This window comes from Enterobacter cloacae complex sp. SHL020, assembly GCF_049236945.1.
Lineage (GTDB): Bacteria > Pseudomonadota > Gammaproteobacteria > Enterobacterales > Enterobacteriaceae > Enterobacter > Enterobacter dykesii.
On the sequence record NZ_JBMKJF010000002.1, the window covers coordinates 97,742 to 115,007 of the forward strand.

The window sequence follows — 17,266 nt, forward strand, 5'->3', positions numbered from 1 at the left end:
TTTGACAGGTCATCGTATTTGTCAATATCAGAATCGTGGTAATTTACGCGCCGGAATCCTCCTGGATTGTCGATTTCTGCAGCACATCACAATTTCATTACTTAAGTGAAATTGCGTCGCGTTTCAGAATTTCTGCATCTGCCACAGACCTGGCCGTAAAACTGTGAGAGGATGTCTTTTTTTCCTGCCGGAGTTGTTATGAAGCTCACGTCCAAACTACGCCGTGACTGGCATTACTATGCCTTTGCTATCGGGCTGATCTTTATTCTTAACGGTGTCGTGGGCCTGTTGGGGTTTGAAGCAAAAGGCTGGCAAACGTATGCCGTTGGGCTGGTGACCTGGGTAATCAGTTTCTGGCTGGCGGGGCTGATTATCCGCCGTCGTCCTGAAGAGACGACAGCGGATGAGGCGAAGAGTGCCGATTAACCGTTTACGGAACTTTTAAGCGCGCTGTCGGCGGCGTGACGTTCCAGCGCCAGTTCGATCAGGCGGGTGATCAATTCCGGGTAGCTCAGGCCGCTCGCCTGCCACAGCTTCGGATACATGCTGATGTTGGTGAACCCCGGCAGCGTGTTGATTTCATTGATCACGACTTCGTTCTCCGGCGTCAGGAACACGTCCACGCGCGCCATGCCGCAGCAGCCGAGCGTCTGATAGGCGCTAATGGCGATCGCGCGGATCTTATCGTTAACCGCCGGATCGAGATCCGCAGGAACGACAACCTGCGCGCCTTTGTCATCAATGTATTTGGTGTCGTACGAGTAGAAATCGCTGTTTAAGACCACTTCGCCGCAGGTGCTCGCCTGTGGAAAATCGTTGCCCAGCACGGCGCACTCAATTTCACGGCCTTTGATGCCCTGCTCAACCACCACTTTATGGTCGAACTCAAACGCCAGACGGACGGCCTGCGTGAACTCTGCTTCGCTGGTGACTTTGCTGACGCCCACGGAGGAGCCCTGGTTTGCCGGCTTCACAAACAGCGGCAGACCCAGCTCTTCGCTTATTTGCGCGAAGCTGTGTTTGTCGCGGTTGGCGCGGGTGAGGGTCACGAACGGCGCAATGTTCAGCCCGGCATCGCGCAGCAGGCGTTTGGTGACGTCTTTGTCCATGCACGCAGCAGAGCCGAGAACGTCCGAGCCGACGAACGGCAGGTTGGCCATACGCAGCATCCCCTGCAGGGAACCATCTTCGCCCAGGGTGCCGTGAACGATAGGGAAGACAACGTCGATCTGGGCGAGAGCCTGTGCGTTTCCGGCGTCGATAAGCTGCCCCTTCACGACGCCGGGTACGGTGGCGACGCTCACTTCCGAAGGATTAAGGGCGATGTGCGCCGGATCGTGAGCATTCAGCAGATACTGGCTGGCATCGTTAACGTGCCACTGGCCCTGTTTATCAATGCCCAGCAGCACCACGTCGAAACGGCTTTTATCGATTGCATCAACGATATTTTTAGCCGATTGCAATGACACTTCGTGCTCCGCTGATTTTCCCCCAAAGACAATACCTACGCGCTGCTTAGCCATCTCACTCTCTTCCAGTCTGACGAAAAGCCAATAACATACCACGATGCCCGGCGGGTTTCGCGGCCTTCTGCCATAATGTTTTGGGGAATCTTGAGGGGGGAGAGTGAAAGGAAAAACGCTGCTGACCGTTTTCATCATTGTGGCCGTTGCAACGGTGGGTTACCGCTGGTTGCCGCCTTACTACAACCCTTTCATACCGCTGACGCTTGACGACCCGCCGGGCCGAATCACCCAGTATAAGCTTCGGCGCTTAACTCCCGAGGCCTGCGCGAGCCTGCTGTCGCAGGCTAACCAAAGAGATCTCATCCACACCCAGCCGGTGGCGGACAGCGGCGGCGCGTGTCCGCTTAACAACGTCGTGCGCGTGCGTGACTTCGGTCCGGTCGGCCTGAACGGAAGCTTTCTTGCCAGCTGTACGCTGGCGCTAAGCTCTGCGCTGTTTATCAGCCAGCAGGCCCGGCCGCTGACAAAACGCTATACGGGCAGCGACCTTGCGCGTATCGACCACCTCGGCAGCTTTGCCTGCCGCAATATTTACCACCGCCCTGATGCGCGACGCAGTGAACATGCCACGGCTGAGGCGCTGGATATCGCCGCTTTTCGGCTGGCGAACGGGGAGCGCGTCACGGTGCTGAACGGCTGGAAGGCGGCAACAACGCAGCCATGGCTGAAGGCCATGCTGGCGGCAAGCTGCGGCTACTACGGAAACGGCCTCGGGCCGGAGTATAACGCGGCGCATGCCAACCATTTTCATCTGGGAATGCGCGGTTTCGGACTCTGTCGGTGAAGCATAATATTCCGCCAGAAAATGGATGAATTGTGACTTATTTCACAAATATGATGACTGGGAAGATAAAACACCAAAGTCAGTTGGGCCGCATCTCTGGTGCGACGTTAGTACGCGTAACTTGCTAATCTGTCGGCGAATTCGCCTAAAAATGAAGACTATTTCTTTATGGAATCCTGGAAAGTTAATCTCATCTCGGTCTGGTTCGGCTGCTTCTTTACCGGGCTGGCGATCAGCCAGATCCTGCCGTTCCTGCCGCTGTACGTCTCGCAGCTGGGGGTGACCTCGCATGAAGCGCTCTCCATGTGGTCCGGCCTGACGTTCAGCGTCACGTTTCTGGTCTCCGCCATTGTGTCACCGATGTGGGGCAGCCTGGCGGATCGGAAAGGCCGAAAACTGATGCTGCTGCGCGCCTCGCTCGGGATGGCGATTGCCATTCTGCTGCAGGCCTTCGCCACCAACGTCTGGCAGCTGTTTTTCCTGCGCGCGGTGATGGGGCTGACGTCCGGGTACATTCCGAATGCCATGGCGCTGGTCGCCTCTCAGGTGCCGCGCGAGCGTAGCGGCTGGGCGCTAAGTACGCTCTCCACGGCACAGATCAGCGGCGTCATCGGCGGTCCGCTGCTGGGCGGTTTTCTGGCGGACCACGTCGGGCTGCGCGCGGTATTTATCATCACCGCGATCCTGCTGGTGGTCAGTTTTCTGGTCACGCTCTTTCTTATCAAAGAGGGAGGCCGCCCGGTTATCAGTAAATCTGAACGCCTGAGCGGCAAGGCCGTCTTTGCCTCGCTGCCCTATCCGGGACTGATGATCAGCCTGTTTGTGACCACTATGGTTATCCAGCTTTGTAACGGTTCGGTCGGTCCGATTCTGGCGCTGTTTATCAAGTCGATGGAGCCGGAAAGTACAAATATTGCTTTTCTGAGCGGCATGATTGCCGCCGTGCCGGGCGTATCCGCCCTGATTTCCGCACCGCGTCTGGGAAAACTGGGTGACAGGATCGGCACGGCGCGCATCCTGATGGCGACGCTGATTTTTGCGGTCGTGCTCTTCTTCGCGATGTCGTTTGTCACCTCTCCGCTTCAGCTTGGTGTACTGCGATTTCTGCTCGGATTTGCCGATGGCGCCATGTTGCCTGCGGTACAGACCCTGCTGGTTAAATATTCCAGCGACCAGGTGACGGGGCGTATTTTTGGATATAACCAGTCATTTATGTATCTGGGGAATGTTGCCGGTCCGCTTATTGGCGCATCCGTTTCCGCGATGGCCGGTTTTCGTTGGGTATTTGCGGCCACGGCGATTGTCGTTTTAATCAATATTATCCAGCTGGCTATTGCGCTGCGTCGCCGCAGACAAATGGCGGAAGCGAAATCGTCGAGATAATCGTTTCGTTGATGTATTATATATTCTTATGGTAGCCGCATTTTTATATAACAAAATGCGGCGTTTTTTTATAGAAAAACGTTTCGCTCGCCGCGGCGATCTTCTATTTTCATTCCTGCATCACTTTTGCATACCATAATAAATTTCTTCTCTTTGCATTATGGATTCAGAATGCTAACTTCAGACAAAACTGAAAAAGGAACTGGCACGATGAAAAATCTCATTGCTGAATTGCTGGTCAAGCTGGCACAAAAGGAAGAGGAGTCAAAAGAGCTGGTGGCTCAGGTCGAAGCGCTTGAAATTGTGGTCACCGCGCTGCTGCGACAAATGGCAAAAACCGATCAGCAGGCGTTGATTGAGAGCGTGGAAGGCGCGCTGGAGAGCGTCAGGCCTGAATCGCAAGTTCCGGTTGAGGATGCCGAGATGCTCCACCAGTACGTAAAGAAGCTGTTAAGGCATCCGCGCAGCTAAACCGTCACAGGACGTAACGACGTGTCATAGAATTGTCATGCAGGATGCCTATAGTCGCTCTGTTTTTATTTTTATGTATTTGTACATGGAGAAAATAAATTGAAACAGAGCGCACTTTTCATCGCATTACTTCCCCTGTTAATTACCCCTGCCATTTATGCCGATACTGCCCAAACCAGCGTGCTGGATAATCGCGCGGCAAAAGGGGATATCACCCAGCCTGGCGGCGCACGCCGTTTATCAGAAGATCAAACTGCCGCTATTCGCGCTTCGCTGAATGATAAACCGGCGAAAAATATTATTCTGCTGATTGGTGATGGAATGGGGGATTCCGAAATCACGGCGGCGCGAAATTACGCCGAGGGTGCGGGTGGCTTTTTTAAAGGCATCGACGCATTACCGCTGACCGGACAATATACCCATTACGCGCTGGATAAAAAAACCGGTAAACCGGATTACGTCACGGACTCCGCGGCCTCTGCTACGGCGTGGTCCACCGGCGTGAAAACCTATAATGGCGCGCTGGGTGTGGATATACACGAAAAAGATCACCAAACCCTTCTGGAGATGGCAAAAGCGGCGGGCCTGGCGACCGGCAACGTCTCCACCGCTGAACTTCAGGATGCAACCCCCGCGGCGCTGGTGGCGCACGTGACCTCGCGTAAATGCTACGGTCCGTCAGTGACCAGCGAAAAATGTCCGACGAACGCGCTGGAAAAAGGCGGAAAAGGCTCGATTACGGAACAGCTGCTGAACGCGCGTCCTGACGTGACCCTGGGCGGCGGCGCGAAAACCTTCGCGGAAACCGCAACGGCGGGCGAGTGGCAGGGCAAAACGCTGCGCGAGCAGGCGCAGGCCCGCGGCTATCAGCTGGTGAGTGACGCAAATTCTCTGGCAGCCATCACCGAGGCGAACCAGGACAAACCGCTGCTGGGGCTATTCTCTGACGGTAACATGCCCGTGCGCTGGGAAGGACCAAAAGCCTCTTATCACGGCAATATCGATAAACCTGTCGTAACCTGTACGCCTAACCCGAAACGCACGGACAGCGTACCGACGCTGGCGGCGATGACCGATAAAGCCATCTCTCTGCTGAGCAAGAGCGAAAAAGGATTCTTCCTGCAGGTAGAAGGCGCGTCGATCGATAAGCAGGATCATGCGGCGAACCCGTGCGGCCAGATTGGCGAAACCGTCGATCTGGACGAAGCGGTGCAGAAGGCGCTTGAGTTTGCGAAAAAAGACGGCAACACCCTGGTGATCGTCACCGCGGACCATGCGCACGCCAGCCAGATCATCCCGACAGATACCAAAGCCCCGGGCCTGACGCTGGCGCTGAACACCAAAGATGGCGCCGTTATGGTGTTGAGCTACGGCAACTCTGAGGAAGAGTCCATGGAGCACACGGGCACCCAGCTGCGTATTGCCGCCTACGGCCCGCACGCGGCAAATGTGGTAGGCCTGACCGATCAAACGGATCTGTTCTACACCATGAAGGCGGCGCTGGGTCTGAAATGATAAAAATCCCGGCGGAAATCACATCTGCCGGGTGGTTTTTTTCCTGTCACGAACCAGACTTACAGGGAATGTTCACAAAAGGATGGTGCAATGAAAACAACATTACTGGTTACTCTGCTCTCCGGCCTGTTCCTGGTCGCATCGGCGAACGCGGAAGAGAAAACGTTAACGCCGCAACAGCAGCGTATGACCACCTGTAATCAACAGGCGACGTCTCAGAGTCTGAAGGGAGATGCTCGCAAGACCTACATGAGCGACTGCCTTAAAAACGGCGCCGCGAAACCGGCTGAAAAAAGCCTGACGCCGCAGCAGCAAAAAATGCGCGAGTGTAATGCGAAAGCGACCGAGCAGTCCCTTAAAGGTGACGACCGCAGCAAGTTCATGAGCGCGTGCCTGAAGAAAAAAGTGTAGTTCAAACGGGTGAGCGGCTCCGGCGGCTCACCCGAAATTTCATACTTTCCCCGCAGACCCCCTCTCTATAATTTGGGAAAATGTTTCAGAATATTCCCAAAAATGATGAATGATGAAACGTATTACAACAAAAAGCGCATTCGGGAAGAGTGGAATTTAACCCTTTCTCAGGATGACCCTCACCGCGCCGGCATTCAGTTTGCCCGGCGAGTCCGGCTGGCGCGCGCCGTCGGGCTGGCGGCGATGTTTTTCCCCGTTGCGGGGATGCTGGTCACCCATTTTTTACCCGGCGGCTGGTGGCTTTTACTGGTGGGCTGGTCGTTCGTCTGGCCCCATTTTGCCTGGCAGCTGTCCTGCCGCGCCGCTTCACCTCATCAGCAGGAAATTTTCAATCTTAAAATCGATGCCATTATTGCCGGGCTGTGGATCGGCGTGATGGGGATGAATGCGTTACCCACGGCAGCGCTGATGATGATGGTAGGGATGAATATGATGGGTTCCGGCGGCTGTCGTCTGTTCATCCCGGGGATGGCGTTGACGCTGCTCTCCGCGCTGGTGACCCTGCCTCTCGTCGGGAAGGTGGTCGTCTTCAACCCCGACCCCGTAGAGTGGATCCTGACGCTGCCCGTACTTATGCTTTATCCCATGCTGTTTGCCTGGCTCAGCCACCGCACCGCCGTCAGGCTTGCGGAGCACAAGCGGCGGCTGGAAATGATGAGCACCCGCGACGGCATGACCGGAGTCTTTAACCGTCGCCACTGGGAAATGCTGCTGCGAAATGAATTTGAGCATTGTCGGCGCGACCACAGCACCGCCACGATATTGCTGATTGATATAGACCACTTTAAAAACATCAACGACACTTGGGGGCACGACGTGGGCGACGAGGCGATCGTTGCCATTACGCGTCAGCTCCAGCGGTCGGTACGGTCAGGCGATGCGATCGGCCGGTTTGGCGGAGATGAGTTTGCGGTGATCATGTCGCAGACTGCGGCGGAAAGTGCCATCGCCGTGATGTCGCGGCTGCATGAGCGGCTGGAAAAACTGACGTTACCGTGCGCGCCAAAAGAAGCGCTGCGCATCAGCGTAGGCGTTGCCCCCTGGGGGCCGCAGTTTGGACATTATCGGGAATGGCTGAAGGCGGCCGACGTGGCGCTGTACAGGGCGAAAAATGCCGGGCGCGGCCGCACCGAAGTGGCCGCCTGACGCCCGGTCAGAAATCAGGATTTACTCAGCTTCTCTGATTTTTCCATGCATTTTGCCATCGCTTCAATGACGGCCGAGCGGAACCCGCGCTCTTCCAGCACCCGCACCGCTTCGATGGTGGTACCCCCCGGGGAGCAGACCATATCTTTCAGTTCACCCGGATGTTTGCCGGTTTCCAGCACCATTTTGGCGGAGCCCATGACGGCCTGCGCGGCGAACTTATACGCCTGCGCGCGCGGCATTCCGCCAAGCACGGCGGCGTCGGCCATCGCTTCTAAAAACATGAACACATAGGCAGGGGCTGAGCCACTCACGCCAACCACCGGATGGATCATCGATTCGGCAATCACTTCTGCTTCACCGAAGCAGCGGAAAATATTCAGCACGTCGGCTACTTCTTCCGTGGTCACCAGCGCGTTAGGCGTGACGGAGGTCATGCCGGCGTTGACCAGCGAGGGGGTGTTGGGCATCGCGCGGACGATTTTGCGGTCGTGGCCCAGCGCGCGCGCCAGCTGATCGAGCGTGACGCCCGCGGCAATCGACACGACCAGCGTCTCTTTGTTCAGGCTGGAGGTGATGTCGCTCAGCACTTTGATCATGATGTTTGGCTTGACGGCGCCAAAGACGATATCGGCGACCTGGGCGACTTCCTGCGCGCTTTCGGCGGCGTTGATCCCGTATTGATCGCGCAACGCGGCGACCTTATCCGGTGACGGGGTATAGACCCAAATCTGACCCGGCAGCACCTGTCCGCTGGCGATCAGACCGCCCAGGATGGCTTTGCCCATGTTACCGCAGCCGATAAACCCGATTTTCTTGTCCATCACGATTCTCCGTCATTATGCGTTGTTTTCTCTGATTGATAGCTTAACAACGAAATGCAGGCGACAATAGTCGACAGAGTCATTATGGGGAGACAATATGGCGATTTGGGTTGATGCGGACGCGTGTCCGAATGTGATTAAAGAGATTTTGTTTCGCGCCGCCGAGCGCGTTCAGATGCCGCTGACGCTGGTGGCTAACCAGAATATTCGCGTACCGCCTTCGCGGTTTATCCGCTCTTTGCGCGTGCCGGCCGGGTTCGACGTGGCGGATAACGAAATTGTTCGCCTGTGCAGCGCGGAGGATCTGGTGATCACGGCGGATATTCCGCTGGCTGCCGAAGTGCTGGAGAAAGGGGCGGCGGCGCTCAATCCGCGCGGGGAGCGTTACTCGCCTTCGACCATTCGGGAAAAGCTCACCATGCGCGATTTTATGGATACGATGCGGGCCAGCGGCGTGCAGACCGGTGGACCGGACAGCCTGTCCCAGCGCGACCGTCAGCAGTTCGCTGCCGAGCTGGATAAATGGCTGCTGGAAGTGAAGCGCCGCACAGCGTAATGATAATTATTGTCAATTTGTGGTACAGTGTGGCCTCCACAGGGTTGTCATCCCGTACCGCTTTGCAGTAAAGTAATCGCAACATCTTCTGCAATTATTTCTTTACACTCTTCAGCCATTCGGCATCAAGGGGAACACCTGGCATGACCCAACCCATCTTTTTAGTTGGCCCCCGCGGCTGTGGGAAAACCACCGTTGGCCTGGAGCTGGCACGCGTGTGTCATCGCCAGTTTGTTGATACCGACCACTGGCTGCAAACCGAGGCCGGAAAAACCATCGCTGAGATTGTTGAGCAAGAGGGATGGGAGAGCTTTCGCGCGCGCGAAACGGCCGCGCTGAAGGCGGTCACTATCCCGTCTGCCGTGATCGCGACCGGCGGTGGCATCGTTCTGGCGGAGTGCAATCGTCACTTTATGCGCGAAAAGGGGATTGTGATTTATCTCAGCGCGCCGGTGTCGGCTCTGGTAGGGCGGCTGGAAGCCTTTCCAGAAGAGGGGCAACGCCCCGCGCTGACCTCCAGGCCGCTCAGCGAAGAGGTGAGCGAAGTGCTGGCCGAACGCGATGCGTTATACCGCGAAGCGGCTCACCACGTGGTGGATGCGTCTGCCTCTCCCGAAGAGGTTGTGATTCAGATTATTACCGCCCTGCGTTTGGCTTGTGCCAGCTAACCGGCGTCTATACTTATAGCTCAGACATAAAAAAAGGATGAGCTATGCCAACCAGACCTCCCTATCCGCGTGAAGCGCGCATTGTTACCGTTGAAAAAGGCCAGACGGGTCATACCGTGACCTGGTATCAACTGCGCGCCGATCACCCCAAGCCGGACTCGCTGATCAGTGAACACGAGACTGAACAGGAAGCGCTGGACGCGAAACGGCGCTACGAAGATCCCGATAAAACCTGACCGTTTTCCTAAACGCTCCAATATCGTGCCTGAATCACACTTTTTACTCATCGGGAAAGTTAAGCAGGAGTTAATATTTAGTTATTACAAGTAACTCCGGTATCGGCAGGCGATCTTTACATTTCGATGTCGGGATCACCTGCTACGCTTGGTGCTGTTTTGTTGAAAAAATGAACTGTGCAGCGTAGTGAGCCTGTACCTGTATGCACGATGTTGGAGTAATGGAAGGCGATCAAGATGAAGGCAACGTTGGCGATCCTCACCATTGGTGTGGTCCCTGTAAGCGAAGTGTTACCGCTCTTAACCGAGCATGTATCTGAACAACAGATAACGCATCTTAGCCTGCTGGGGAAGATGAGTCGGGAAGAGGTCATGGAAGACTACGCTGTCGAGGCGGGGGAGGATCCCCTGGCGACGTTATTAAGCGACGGTAAACTGGCGCATGTTTCACGCCAGAAAATCGAGCGCTCGCTGCAGGGCGTAATAGAAGTGCTCGATAATCAAGGTTATGACGTTATTTTGCTGATGAGTACCGCTCCCATTAAGGGCCTCACGGCGCGTAATGCGATTTTGCTGGAGCCGATGCGGATCATTCCACCGCTGGTGGCCTCCATCGTGGATGGTCATCAGGTGGGGGTGATTGTACCTATTGAGGAGCTCATGGATAACCAGGAGGCAAAGTGGCACGTGCTGGAAAAAGTGCCCTTGTATGCGCTGGCAAATCCGTTCTGGGACAGTGAGGCCAAGCTCATTGCTGCCGGGAAGGAACTGCTTGAGAGAGGGGCAGATGTCTTGATCCTGGACTGCCTCGGTTTCCATCAGCATCATCGTGATCTGCTGCAAAAAGCGCTGGATGTTCCCGTGCTGTTATCCAACGTTCTGATGGCTCGCCTGGCCTCGGAACTCCTTATGTAATGATTTTGCGTGACAGGTGATGAGCGTGGCCCCTATAGTGAATTTTTATCTAAAAATATAAGGGCCAGTTCATGCTTCAAAGTAACGAATACTTTTCCGGTAAAGTGAAATCCATTGGTTTTACCAGCAGCAGCACTGGCCGCGCCAGTGTCGGCGTTATGGCGGAAGGGGAATACACCTTTGGCACGGCGGAAGCTGAAGAAATGACGGTCGTCAGCGGTGCACTGAACGTCTTACTGCCGGGTGAAACGGAATGGAAAGTTTACGCTGCCGGGCAAGTTTTCAACGTCCCTGGCCACAGCGAATTTCATTTGCAGGTCGCTGAACCTACCTCTTATCTGTGCCGCTACCTGAAATAAAAAATAAGCCGGGTGGCGCTAACGCTTACCCGGCCTGCGTTTTGCCTGTTATCTCTGCGCTTCGCCGCCGAGACCTTCCACCAGATTCTGAATCAACGCGGCCAGCTCCCCGGTCATCAGGATGAAGTCCGCGTCAAAGCGCTGGGCGTAATCTTCCCTGTCGATATCTTCGTTCTGATCGCGCAGCTCGTCGCAGAACTTCAGACGCTTCACGGAGCCGTCGTCGCACATCACGAACTGAATGCGCTGCTGCCAGTCGAGCGCCAGTTTAGTGACCACTTTACCCGCTTCGATGTGGACGGCGATCTCGTCGCTCACCAGATCCTGCTTCTTCGCGCGGATCACGCCGCCATCTTCCAGCAGGGCTTTCAGCTCGGCTTCATCAAGGATCTGGAAACCCTGAGCCGCAGCGCCGCTGCGTACCCATTCGGTCAGCGTCAGCTCGATCGGCGTTTCCAGCGCCAGCGGAACGACCGGTAAAGATCCGATGCTTTTACGCAGCAGGGCCAGCGTGTCTTCTGCTTTCTTGGCGCTGGCGCAGTCCACCATGATCAGCCCGTTAACGGTGTCGATCCACATCATGGTCTGGCTGAAGCGGCTGAAGGCGCGCGGCAGCAGTGAGTGCAACACTTCGTCTTTCAGCGAATCTTTTTCGGTCTTTTTCAGCTTGCGGCCCTGTTCGGCTTCCAGCTTGAAAATTTTCGCTTCGAGCGCCTGCTTAACCACCGGCGTCGGCAGGATTTTCTCTTCTTTACGGGCGCAGACGATGATTTGACCCGTGCTGCTGGCGTGGGTCAGTGCATCGCTTTGTGAACCCATTGGCGGCACCCAGCCGGTTTTCGCCATATCCTGGCTACCGCAAGGGGAAAAGGTATAAGCGGCTAACTGTTTTTCCATCTCTTCTGCACGCAGCGAAACGTCGCGGCTGAGACGGTAAACCATCAAATTTTTGAACCACAGCATGATAATTTCCACGGCCTTGTCGTTAAATCAGCGGGCATGATAACGAATTGTCGCATCGCTTGCATTGCTAATCGGGAAGCGTGCTTCTACTCTGTTGATAATCAAAATAATGAGGAGAGTCTTGTGCGTATTGGGATCGATTTGGGCGGCACCAAAACAGAAGTCATCGCGCTGAGCGAACAGGGGGAGCAGCTGTTTCGCCACCGTCTGCCGACGCCGCGCGATGATTATCACCAGACAATCGAGACGATTGCCAGCCTGGTTGAGATGGCCGAGCAGGCGACAGGGCAAACCGGCAGCGTCGGGATGGGGATCCCGGGGTCGATCTCGCCGTATACCGGGGTGGTTAAAAATGCCAACTCCACCTGGCTCAACGGTCAGCCGTTTGACAAAGATTTAAGCGCGCGCCTGAACCGGGAAGTGCGTCTGGCCAACGACGCCAACTGTCTGGCGGTCTCTGAGGCCATCGACGGCGCGGCGGCCGGTGCCCAGACCGTGTTTGCCGTAATCATCGGTACCGGCTGCGGCGCGGGCGTGGCGTTCGGCGGACGCGCCCATATCGGCGGTAACGGCACCGCGGGCGAGTGGGGACACAACCCGCTGCCGTGGATGGATGAAGACGAGATTAAATACCGCGCTGAAGTGCCGTGCTACTGCGGAAAGCAGGGCTGTATTGAGACGTTTATCTCCGGCACCGGTTTTGCGACCGACTACCATCGTCTGAGCGGCCAGCCGTTAAAGGGCAACGAAATCATGCGTCTGGTCGAAGAACAGGATCCGGTCGCCGAGCTGGCCCTTAGCCGCTACGAAATGCGGCTGGCGAAATCCCTGGCGCACGTGGTGAATATTCTCGATCCGGACGTGATTGTGCTCGGCGGCGGCATGAGCAACGTTGACCGGCTGTACGCCACGGTACCGAACCTGGTGAAACAGTGGGTCTTCGGCGGCGAGTGTGAAACCCCAATCCGCAAAGCTGTGCACGGTGACTCCAGCGGCGTGCGCGGCGCGGCGTGGCTGTGGCCCGAATAAAATCTGATAGTGTTTATTCCCTCTCCCTGTGGGAGAGGGCCAGAGTGAGGGCATCAGACCGCACCCTCCTCCCATTCATTCCACCGCAAACACCTTATCCAGCCTGCTGTATCCTAGCCCGTTGATCTTCTTCACCTTGATCTGAACCGGAATGCGCTCTTTCATTGCCTCAACGTGGCTGATCACGCCGATGGTTTTCCCGGTGGCGTTCAGCGCGTCGAGCGCATCCAGCGCGGTATCCAGCGTTTCACTGTCGAGCGTGCCGAACCCTTCATCCAGGAAAAGGGAATCGATCCGCGTTTTATGACTCACCAGATCGGAAAGCGCCAGCGCCAGCGCCAGGCTGACCAGGAAGCTCTCACCGCCGGAGAGCGTGCGGGTATCGCGAACCGCATCCGCCTGCCAGGTATCAACCACTTCCAGCTCCAACGCGTCGCTGGCCTTGCGCTGCAGCAGATAACGCCCGTGCAGGCGGTTAAGCTGCTGGTTAGCAAGCCAGACGAGATTGTCCAGCGTCAGCCCCTGCGCGAACTTACGGAACTTGTCGCCGGTGCTGGAGCCGATCAGCGCGTTCAGATAACCCCAGTCGTCCGCCTCTCGCGCGGCCTCTTCAATTTGCTGCATCAACGCCAGCTGGTGCTGACGGTTATCGCTGTCCTGCTTAAGCTGCTGGCGGATCTCGCCCTGATGCGTGGTGTTCTCGCGAAGCCGTTGCGCCAGCTGCTGCAGCTGGCTTTGCAGCTCAGGTGCATCGGCGTTGAGCCCTTCCGGCCGCAGCGCCAGATGAGCCTGCAGCTGCTGGTTAGCCTGGCCGGAGAGGGCCGCGGCCTGCTGTATCTGGCTTTCCAGCGACTGCTTCAGCTGTTCGAGGCGACGAATAGCGTCGTCATCCAGCAGGGCGGCAAGGAACGCGTCCCGATCGGCAAAGCAGCTCGCTGAGAGCGCCGCGGTGAACTGTGCCTGCGACTGAAGCAGGCGCTCTTGCTCCAGCTTTTCCTGCTGCTGATGTGCGGTGAGCTGGCTTTGTAGCGACACGCATTCGTCGTGAACGTCTCGCCAGCCGTCCGGAATGGCCGGTTCGGCCTCTTCGCCGTTTGTTTCCGGAAGCGTGTCGAGCAGCGGCTTGAGAGCGTTTATGCGTTCCAGAAGCACGCCGTGCTGCGTTTGTTTCTCCTGCCACTGCGCGAATTCCGCTTCGCGGGCGTGCAGCCAGGCGGCTTCATTACCGTCTTCAGGTACGTTAAGCGATAGCGAGAGCAGGGTGTGCTCCAGCGCATGGCGCGCGGCCGTCAGCTGCTGCTGATACTGTCGCTCCTGCACTTCCTGCTCGTTTAGCTGGTTTTGCAGGGTCAGACGCTGGCTGAGCTGATAGAGCTGGCGCTCGTACTGTTCCTGCTCGTTCATCCATGGCGTGATATCTTCCTGAATATTCAACGCAATGTTCAGAGAAGCGCAGGCCTCCATCCACTCTTTAGTGAGCGCTTGCTCTTCCTGAGAGAGCGTCTGCGCTTCGTCAGTCTCGCGCTGGATCTGCTGCGTCAGGGCATTAACCTGTCCCAGCACCAGCAGGCCTTCCTCTTTAAGCGCGGCGACCTCTTTTTCCAGGGCATCACGGCGGCGCTGGTTATCCGTCAGCTCAAGAGACTGGTATTGCGCAACGGCGGGGTGCTCGCTGGAGCCGCACAGCGGACAGGGTTTGCCTGCCTCAAGCCGGGAACGATAGCTTTCCAGGTCTTTAATCGTCGCTTCACGTTCGCACAGGGCTTTAAGATCCAGAAAGTGCTGGTGTTTCTCTTTGTACTGCTGGCGGCGCAGCGTCAGCGTTTCATTGAGTTTATTTTGATCGGCCTGGGCCTTCTGCACGCTTTCACCGCTCTGGCGCAGGCGCTTTTGCAGCGGCTGATAGCGGGCATGCAGTGACGTCAGCCGCTGGCGCAGCGTGCGTGACCGGGACTGCTGCTCCATGGCCGCGCTGACCTCATCCGCCGTCAGCGTCAGCGCATTTTCCGGCATCTCAGCCAGCCTGTTGCGTAATTCGCTCATCCGCGCAGCAAGCGAGGCTAACTGCGTTTTATCGCGGTTAAGCTGCGAGAACTGGGCGCGCCAGCCGGCAATCTCCTGGCCCAGCAGCCGATAGCGCTCGTGCTCCGCCAGCCACTGCGCCAGCGCCGTCAGTTCGGTCTGAAGCTGCTGATGATTCCGCTGGGCGGTATGACGGATCCGCGCGCGCAGTGCGGTTTTGGCTTGTAAGCGAGTATTTACTTCGATAATTCGCTGCTGGGTTTGCGTCAGACGTGCGGTTTGCTCCTGCTGGTGCTCCCAAAGCGGTCGAAGCTGGGCGGCGGGGAGAGCGAGCTGGAGCTTTGCCAGCTCTGGCGCAGCGTTCGTCAGCGCCTGTTGCGCCTGCTGCTGCATCGCGGTGACGCGCTGTTGCTCGCGTACAAGCTCATCATGGCGCGTAAGCCACTGAAAATCTTTCTGCTGGCTTTGCTGCTGAACCAGCAGGGTTTTCTCTTCGTCAGTAAGTGCCTGCAAACTTTGCTGTAACTGCTGCTGTTGCTCTTCGCTCAACAGCACGACGCCCGCCGCCTGCGCCTCGCACTTTTCAAGCACGCTGCGGGCGGCTTTGTGTTTTTCAAACACCATGGCGGAAATCTGGCCGTAGATCTCGGTGCCGGTCAGCTCTTCCAGCAGCTCGGCACGATCGCTCGGTTTGGCATTAAGGAAGGCGGCAAACTGCCCCTGCGAGAGCAGCATGGAGCGGGTGAATCGGCCATAGTCCAGCCCGGTGAGCGCGGCGGTTTGCTCCAGTTTATCCGTCACTTTGTCGGCCAGGATTTTGCCATCTTCGCAGCGCGCCAGCTCAACGCGCGGCGCCTGCAGGTTCCCGTCAGGTTGATTGCGCGCGCGGTTCTGGCTCCAGAATGCGCGATAGGCGGTGCCTTTTACCTCGAACTCCACTTCCGCCAGGCACTCGGCGGTATCGCGCGTCATCAGGTCGTTTTGCGCCTGAGAAACCTTCTGCAGTCGCGGCGTTTCGTGATAAAGCGCCAGGCAGATGGCGTCGAGAAGGGTGGTTTTACCTGCCCCGGTCGCGCCGGTGATGGCAAACAGCCCGTTGCTGGCAAACGGCTCCGCGGTAAAGTCAATTTTCCACTCCCCCTTGAGGGAATTGAGGTTTTTCAGGCGCAGGCTCAAAATTTTCATGCGTTTTCTTCCTCATCATTGAGCGCATGCAGGGTATGGCTGAACAGTTCGCTGAGCCTTTCGCGCTTCGCGTCGTCAATCTCCTCCTGCGAGAGCCTGCGTTCAAATACCTCTTCAACCCGAAGCTCACTGAGCGTTTCGCGTTGAGCGCTTAACAGAATTTTCTCGCGCTGCTCGCGGCTGCGGCGTACCAGCAAGACTTCGACGGGCAAATCTTCCGTCAGCGCCTGTATTTTACGCTGCATATCGTGCAGGTAGTCGTCGGTGGCGATTTCAATATCCAGCCAGACCGGCGGGTTAAGCGCTGCCCCGCGCCACTGCTCAAGCTGGGCGGTAATGGCGTCAAGATCGCCCTTTAGCACCGCCAGCGGCTGGGTGACGGGCACCTCCAGCGTTTCGACGGCGTGAAGTTTTCCCTCGGAGAAGCTCACCAGATGGACGGACTTGGCTTTGCCGGTTTCATCGAAACTGAGCGAAAGAGGCGAGCCGCAGTAGCGGATGTGCTCGCTGCCGCCAATAACCTGCGCGCGGTGGATATGCCCGAGCGCAATGTAGTCGGCTGGCGGGAAGTTCTGCGCCGGAAAGGCGTCCAGCGTGCCGATATAGATGTCGCGTACGGCGTCACTTTTACTGGCCCCGACGGTGGTGAGATGCCCGGTCGCAATCACCGGAATCGGCTGGTCGCCGCGCAGGGCGCAGGCATCGGCGTGCTGCTGGTGATAATAATCGGTGATGGCCTGCAGGAGATGCTGCTGCTTTTCCGCGCCCGACAACCCCGCCTGGCTTTGCACGATGTCGCGCGGCCGTAAAAAGGGAATGGGGCACAGCACCGCCCCCGGCGTGCCGTCGCGTTTTTTCAGGATCTGCGGGGCGTGCCCGGCGCTGGCGACGACGGTGGTATTGAGAAATGCCAGGATGTCGCGGGATTCATTGAGCGTCGCGACGGAATCATGGTTGCCGGCGACAATCACCAGGTGACAGCCGATTTGCTGCAAATTCACCACGAAGCGGTTGTACAGTTCACGCGCATAGCTGGGGGGCGAGCCGGTATCAAAGATGTCACCCGCCACAATAATCGCGTCCACCTGGTGCGTCCGGGCCGTTTCCAGCAGCCAGTTCAGGAAGGCTTCATGTTCAGCCGCACGGCTTTTGCTGTAAAAATTTTGACCCAGATGCCAGTCCGAGGTGTGAAGTATGCGCATAGCTGATCCGT

Annotated in this window: 18 protein-coding genes; 13 read left to right on the forward strand and 5 right to left on the reverse strand. The window is 57.1% G+C overall.

What is annotated here, in order from left to right; all coding sequences use genetic code 11:
- Nucleotides 1-198: 198 nt before the first annotated feature.
- Entirely contained in the window at nt 199-426 is a 228-nt protein-coding gene (locus ACOTZB_RS05535; RefSeq protein WP_023310528.1) for a DUF2754 domain-containing protein, read from the forward strand.
- On the opposite strand, the gene ddlA is transcribed toward ACOTZB_RS05535, so the two are convergent.
- Nucleotides 423-1,523: a D-alanine--D-alanine ligase gene (gene ddlA, locus ACOTZB_RS05540; protein ID WP_047650408.1), complete on the reverse strand. Its 1,101-nt coding sequence runs from the start codon at nt 1,521-1,523 to the stop codon at nt 423-425. The two genes, ACOTZB_RS05535 and ddlA, sit on opposite strands and share 4 nt — an antisense overlap.
- Before the next feature lie 103 nt (nt 1,524-1,626).
- Between ddlA and ACOTZB_RS05545 the strand changes: the two genes are divergently transcribed.
- The 6 genes from ACOTZB_RS05545 to adrA all read left to right on the forward strand — a co-directional run bounded on the left by ACOTZB_RS05545 (nt 1,627) and on the right by adrA (nt 7,296).
- The gene (locus tag ACOTZB_RS05545) at nt 1,627-2,310 is read left to right on the forward strand and encodes an extensin family protein (RefSeq protein ID WP_368525797.1); all 684 of its coding nucleotides are present in this window, start codon (nt 1,627-1,629) and stop codon (nt 2,308-2,310) included.
- 168 nt (nt 2,311-2,478) lie between these two features.
- Nucleotides 2,479-3,693, forward strand: coding sequence for a multidrug efflux MFS transporter (locus ACOTZB_RS05550; RefSeq protein WP_029739748.1), 1,215 nt, complete (start codon nt 2,479-2,481; stop codon nt 3,691-3,693).
- A gap of 210 nt (nt 3,694-3,903) precedes the next feature.
- Nucleotides 3,904-4,164 (forward strand): anti-adapter protein IraP, encoded by a 261-nt coding sequence (gene iraP, locus ACOTZB_RS05555; protein ID WP_023293178.1) that lies wholly within the window; start codon nt 3,904-3,906, stop codon nt 4,162-4,164.
- A gap of 99 nt (nt 4,165-4,263) precedes the next feature.
- Nucleotides 4,264-5,679, forward strand: a complete 1,416-nt coding sequence (phoA, locus tag ACOTZB_RS05560; RefSeq protein WP_421626658.1) for an alkaline phosphatase — start codon at nt 4,264-4,266, stop codon at nt 5,677-5,679.
- A 90-nt stretch (nt 5,680-5,769) separates the two neighbouring features.
- Nucleotides 5,770-6,090: a phosphate starvation-inducible protein PsiF gene (gene psiF, locus ACOTZB_RS05565; RefSeq protein ID WP_023334671.1), complete on the forward strand. Its 321-nt coding sequence runs from the start codon at nt 5,770-5,772 to the stop codon at nt 6,088-6,090.
- A gap of 102 nt (nt 6,091-6,192) precedes the next feature.
- A complete protein-coding gene (gene adrA / locus ACOTZB_RS05570) occupies nt 6,193-7,296 on the forward strand; it encodes a diguanylate cyclase AdrA (protein ID WP_421626659.1) in 1,104 nt (367 codons plus the stop codon).
- 14 nt (nt 7,297-7,310) lie between these two features.
- On the opposite strand, the gene proC is transcribed toward adrA, so the two are convergent.
- A complete protein-coding gene (gene proC / locus ACOTZB_RS05575; protein WP_024906789.1) occupies nt 7,311-8,120 on the reverse strand; it encodes a pyrroline-5-carboxylate reductase in 810 nt (269 codons plus the stop codon).
- A 97-nt stretch (nt 8,121-8,217) separates the two neighbouring features.
- Here proC and ACOTZB_RS05580 point away from each other — a divergent pair, with 97 nt between their 5' ends.
- From ACOTZB_RS05580 to ppnP, 5 genes are all read left to right on the forward strand, one after another.
- The gene (locus tag ACOTZB_RS05580) at nt 8,218-8,676 is read left to right on the forward strand and encodes a YaiI/YqxD family protein (RefSeq protein WP_010428006.1); all 459 of its coding nucleotides are present in this window, start codon (nt 8,218-8,220) and stop codon (nt 8,674-8,676) included.
- Nucleotides 8,677-8,819: 143 nt separating this feature from the next.
- Nucleotides 8,820-9,344, forward strand: a complete 525-nt coding sequence (gene aroL / locus ACOTZB_RS05585; RefSeq protein ID WP_047650413.1) for a shikimate kinase AroL — start codon at nt 8,820-8,822, stop codon at nt 9,342-9,344.
- 44 nt (nt 9,345-9,388) lie between these two features.
- Entirely contained in the window at nt 9,389-9,580 is a 192-nt protein-coding gene (gene yaiA, locus ACOTZB_RS05590; RefSeq protein WP_032638425.1) for a protein YaiA, read from the forward strand.
- A 237-nt stretch (nt 9,581-9,817) separates the two neighbouring features.
- Nucleotides 9,818-10,495 (forward strand): AroM family protein, encoded by a 678-nt coding sequence (locus ACOTZB_RS05595; protein ID WP_008503271.1) that lies wholly within the window; start codon nt 9,818-9,820, stop codon nt 10,493-10,495.
- A gap of 71 nt (nt 10,496-10,566) precedes the next feature.
- Nucleotides 10,567-10,854: a pyrimidine/purine nucleoside phosphorylase gene (gene ppnP, locus ACOTZB_RS05600; RefSeq protein WP_008503270.1), complete on the forward strand. Its 288-nt coding sequence runs from the start codon at nt 10,567-10,569 to the stop codon at nt 10,852-10,854.
- Nucleotides 10,855-10,902: 48 nt separating this feature from the next.
- Here ppnP and rdgC read toward each other — a convergent pair whose 3' ends face one another.
- Nucleotides 10,903-11,817, reverse strand: a complete 915-nt coding sequence (gene rdgC, locus ACOTZB_RS05605; RefSeq protein WP_023310540.1) for a recombination-associated protein RdgC — start codon at nt 11,815-11,817, stop codon at nt 10,903-10,905.
- Nucleotides 11,818-11,940: 123 nt separating this feature from the next.
- On the opposite strand from rdgC, the gene mak reads away from it, so the two are divergent.
- Complete coding sequence (gene mak / locus ACOTZB_RS05610; protein ID WP_421626660.1) at nt 11,941-12,846, forward strand: fructokinase; 906 nt, start codon at nt 11,941-11,943, stop codon at nt 12,844-12,846.
- A 75-nt stretch (nt 12,847-12,921) separates the two neighbouring features.
- Here mak and sbcC read toward each other — a convergent pair whose 3' ends face one another.
- Both sbcC and sbcD read right to left on the reverse strand, forming a co-directional pair.
- Nucleotides 12,922-16,053, reverse strand: coding sequence for an exonuclease subunit SbcC (gene sbcC / locus ACOTZB_RS05615; RefSeq protein ID WP_421626661.1), 3,132 nt, complete (start codon nt 16,051-16,053; stop codon nt 12,922-12,924).
- On the reverse strand, nt 16,050-17,255 hold the full coding sequence (gene sbcD / locus ACOTZB_RS05620) for an exonuclease subunit SbcD (RefSeq protein ID WP_421626662.1): 1,206 nt from the start codon (nt 17,253-17,255) through the stop codon (nt 16,050-16,052). The genes sbcC and sbcD overlap by 4 nt, the downstream gene beginning before the upstream one ends.
- Between the last annotated feature and the right edge of the window lie 11 nt (nt 17,256-17,266).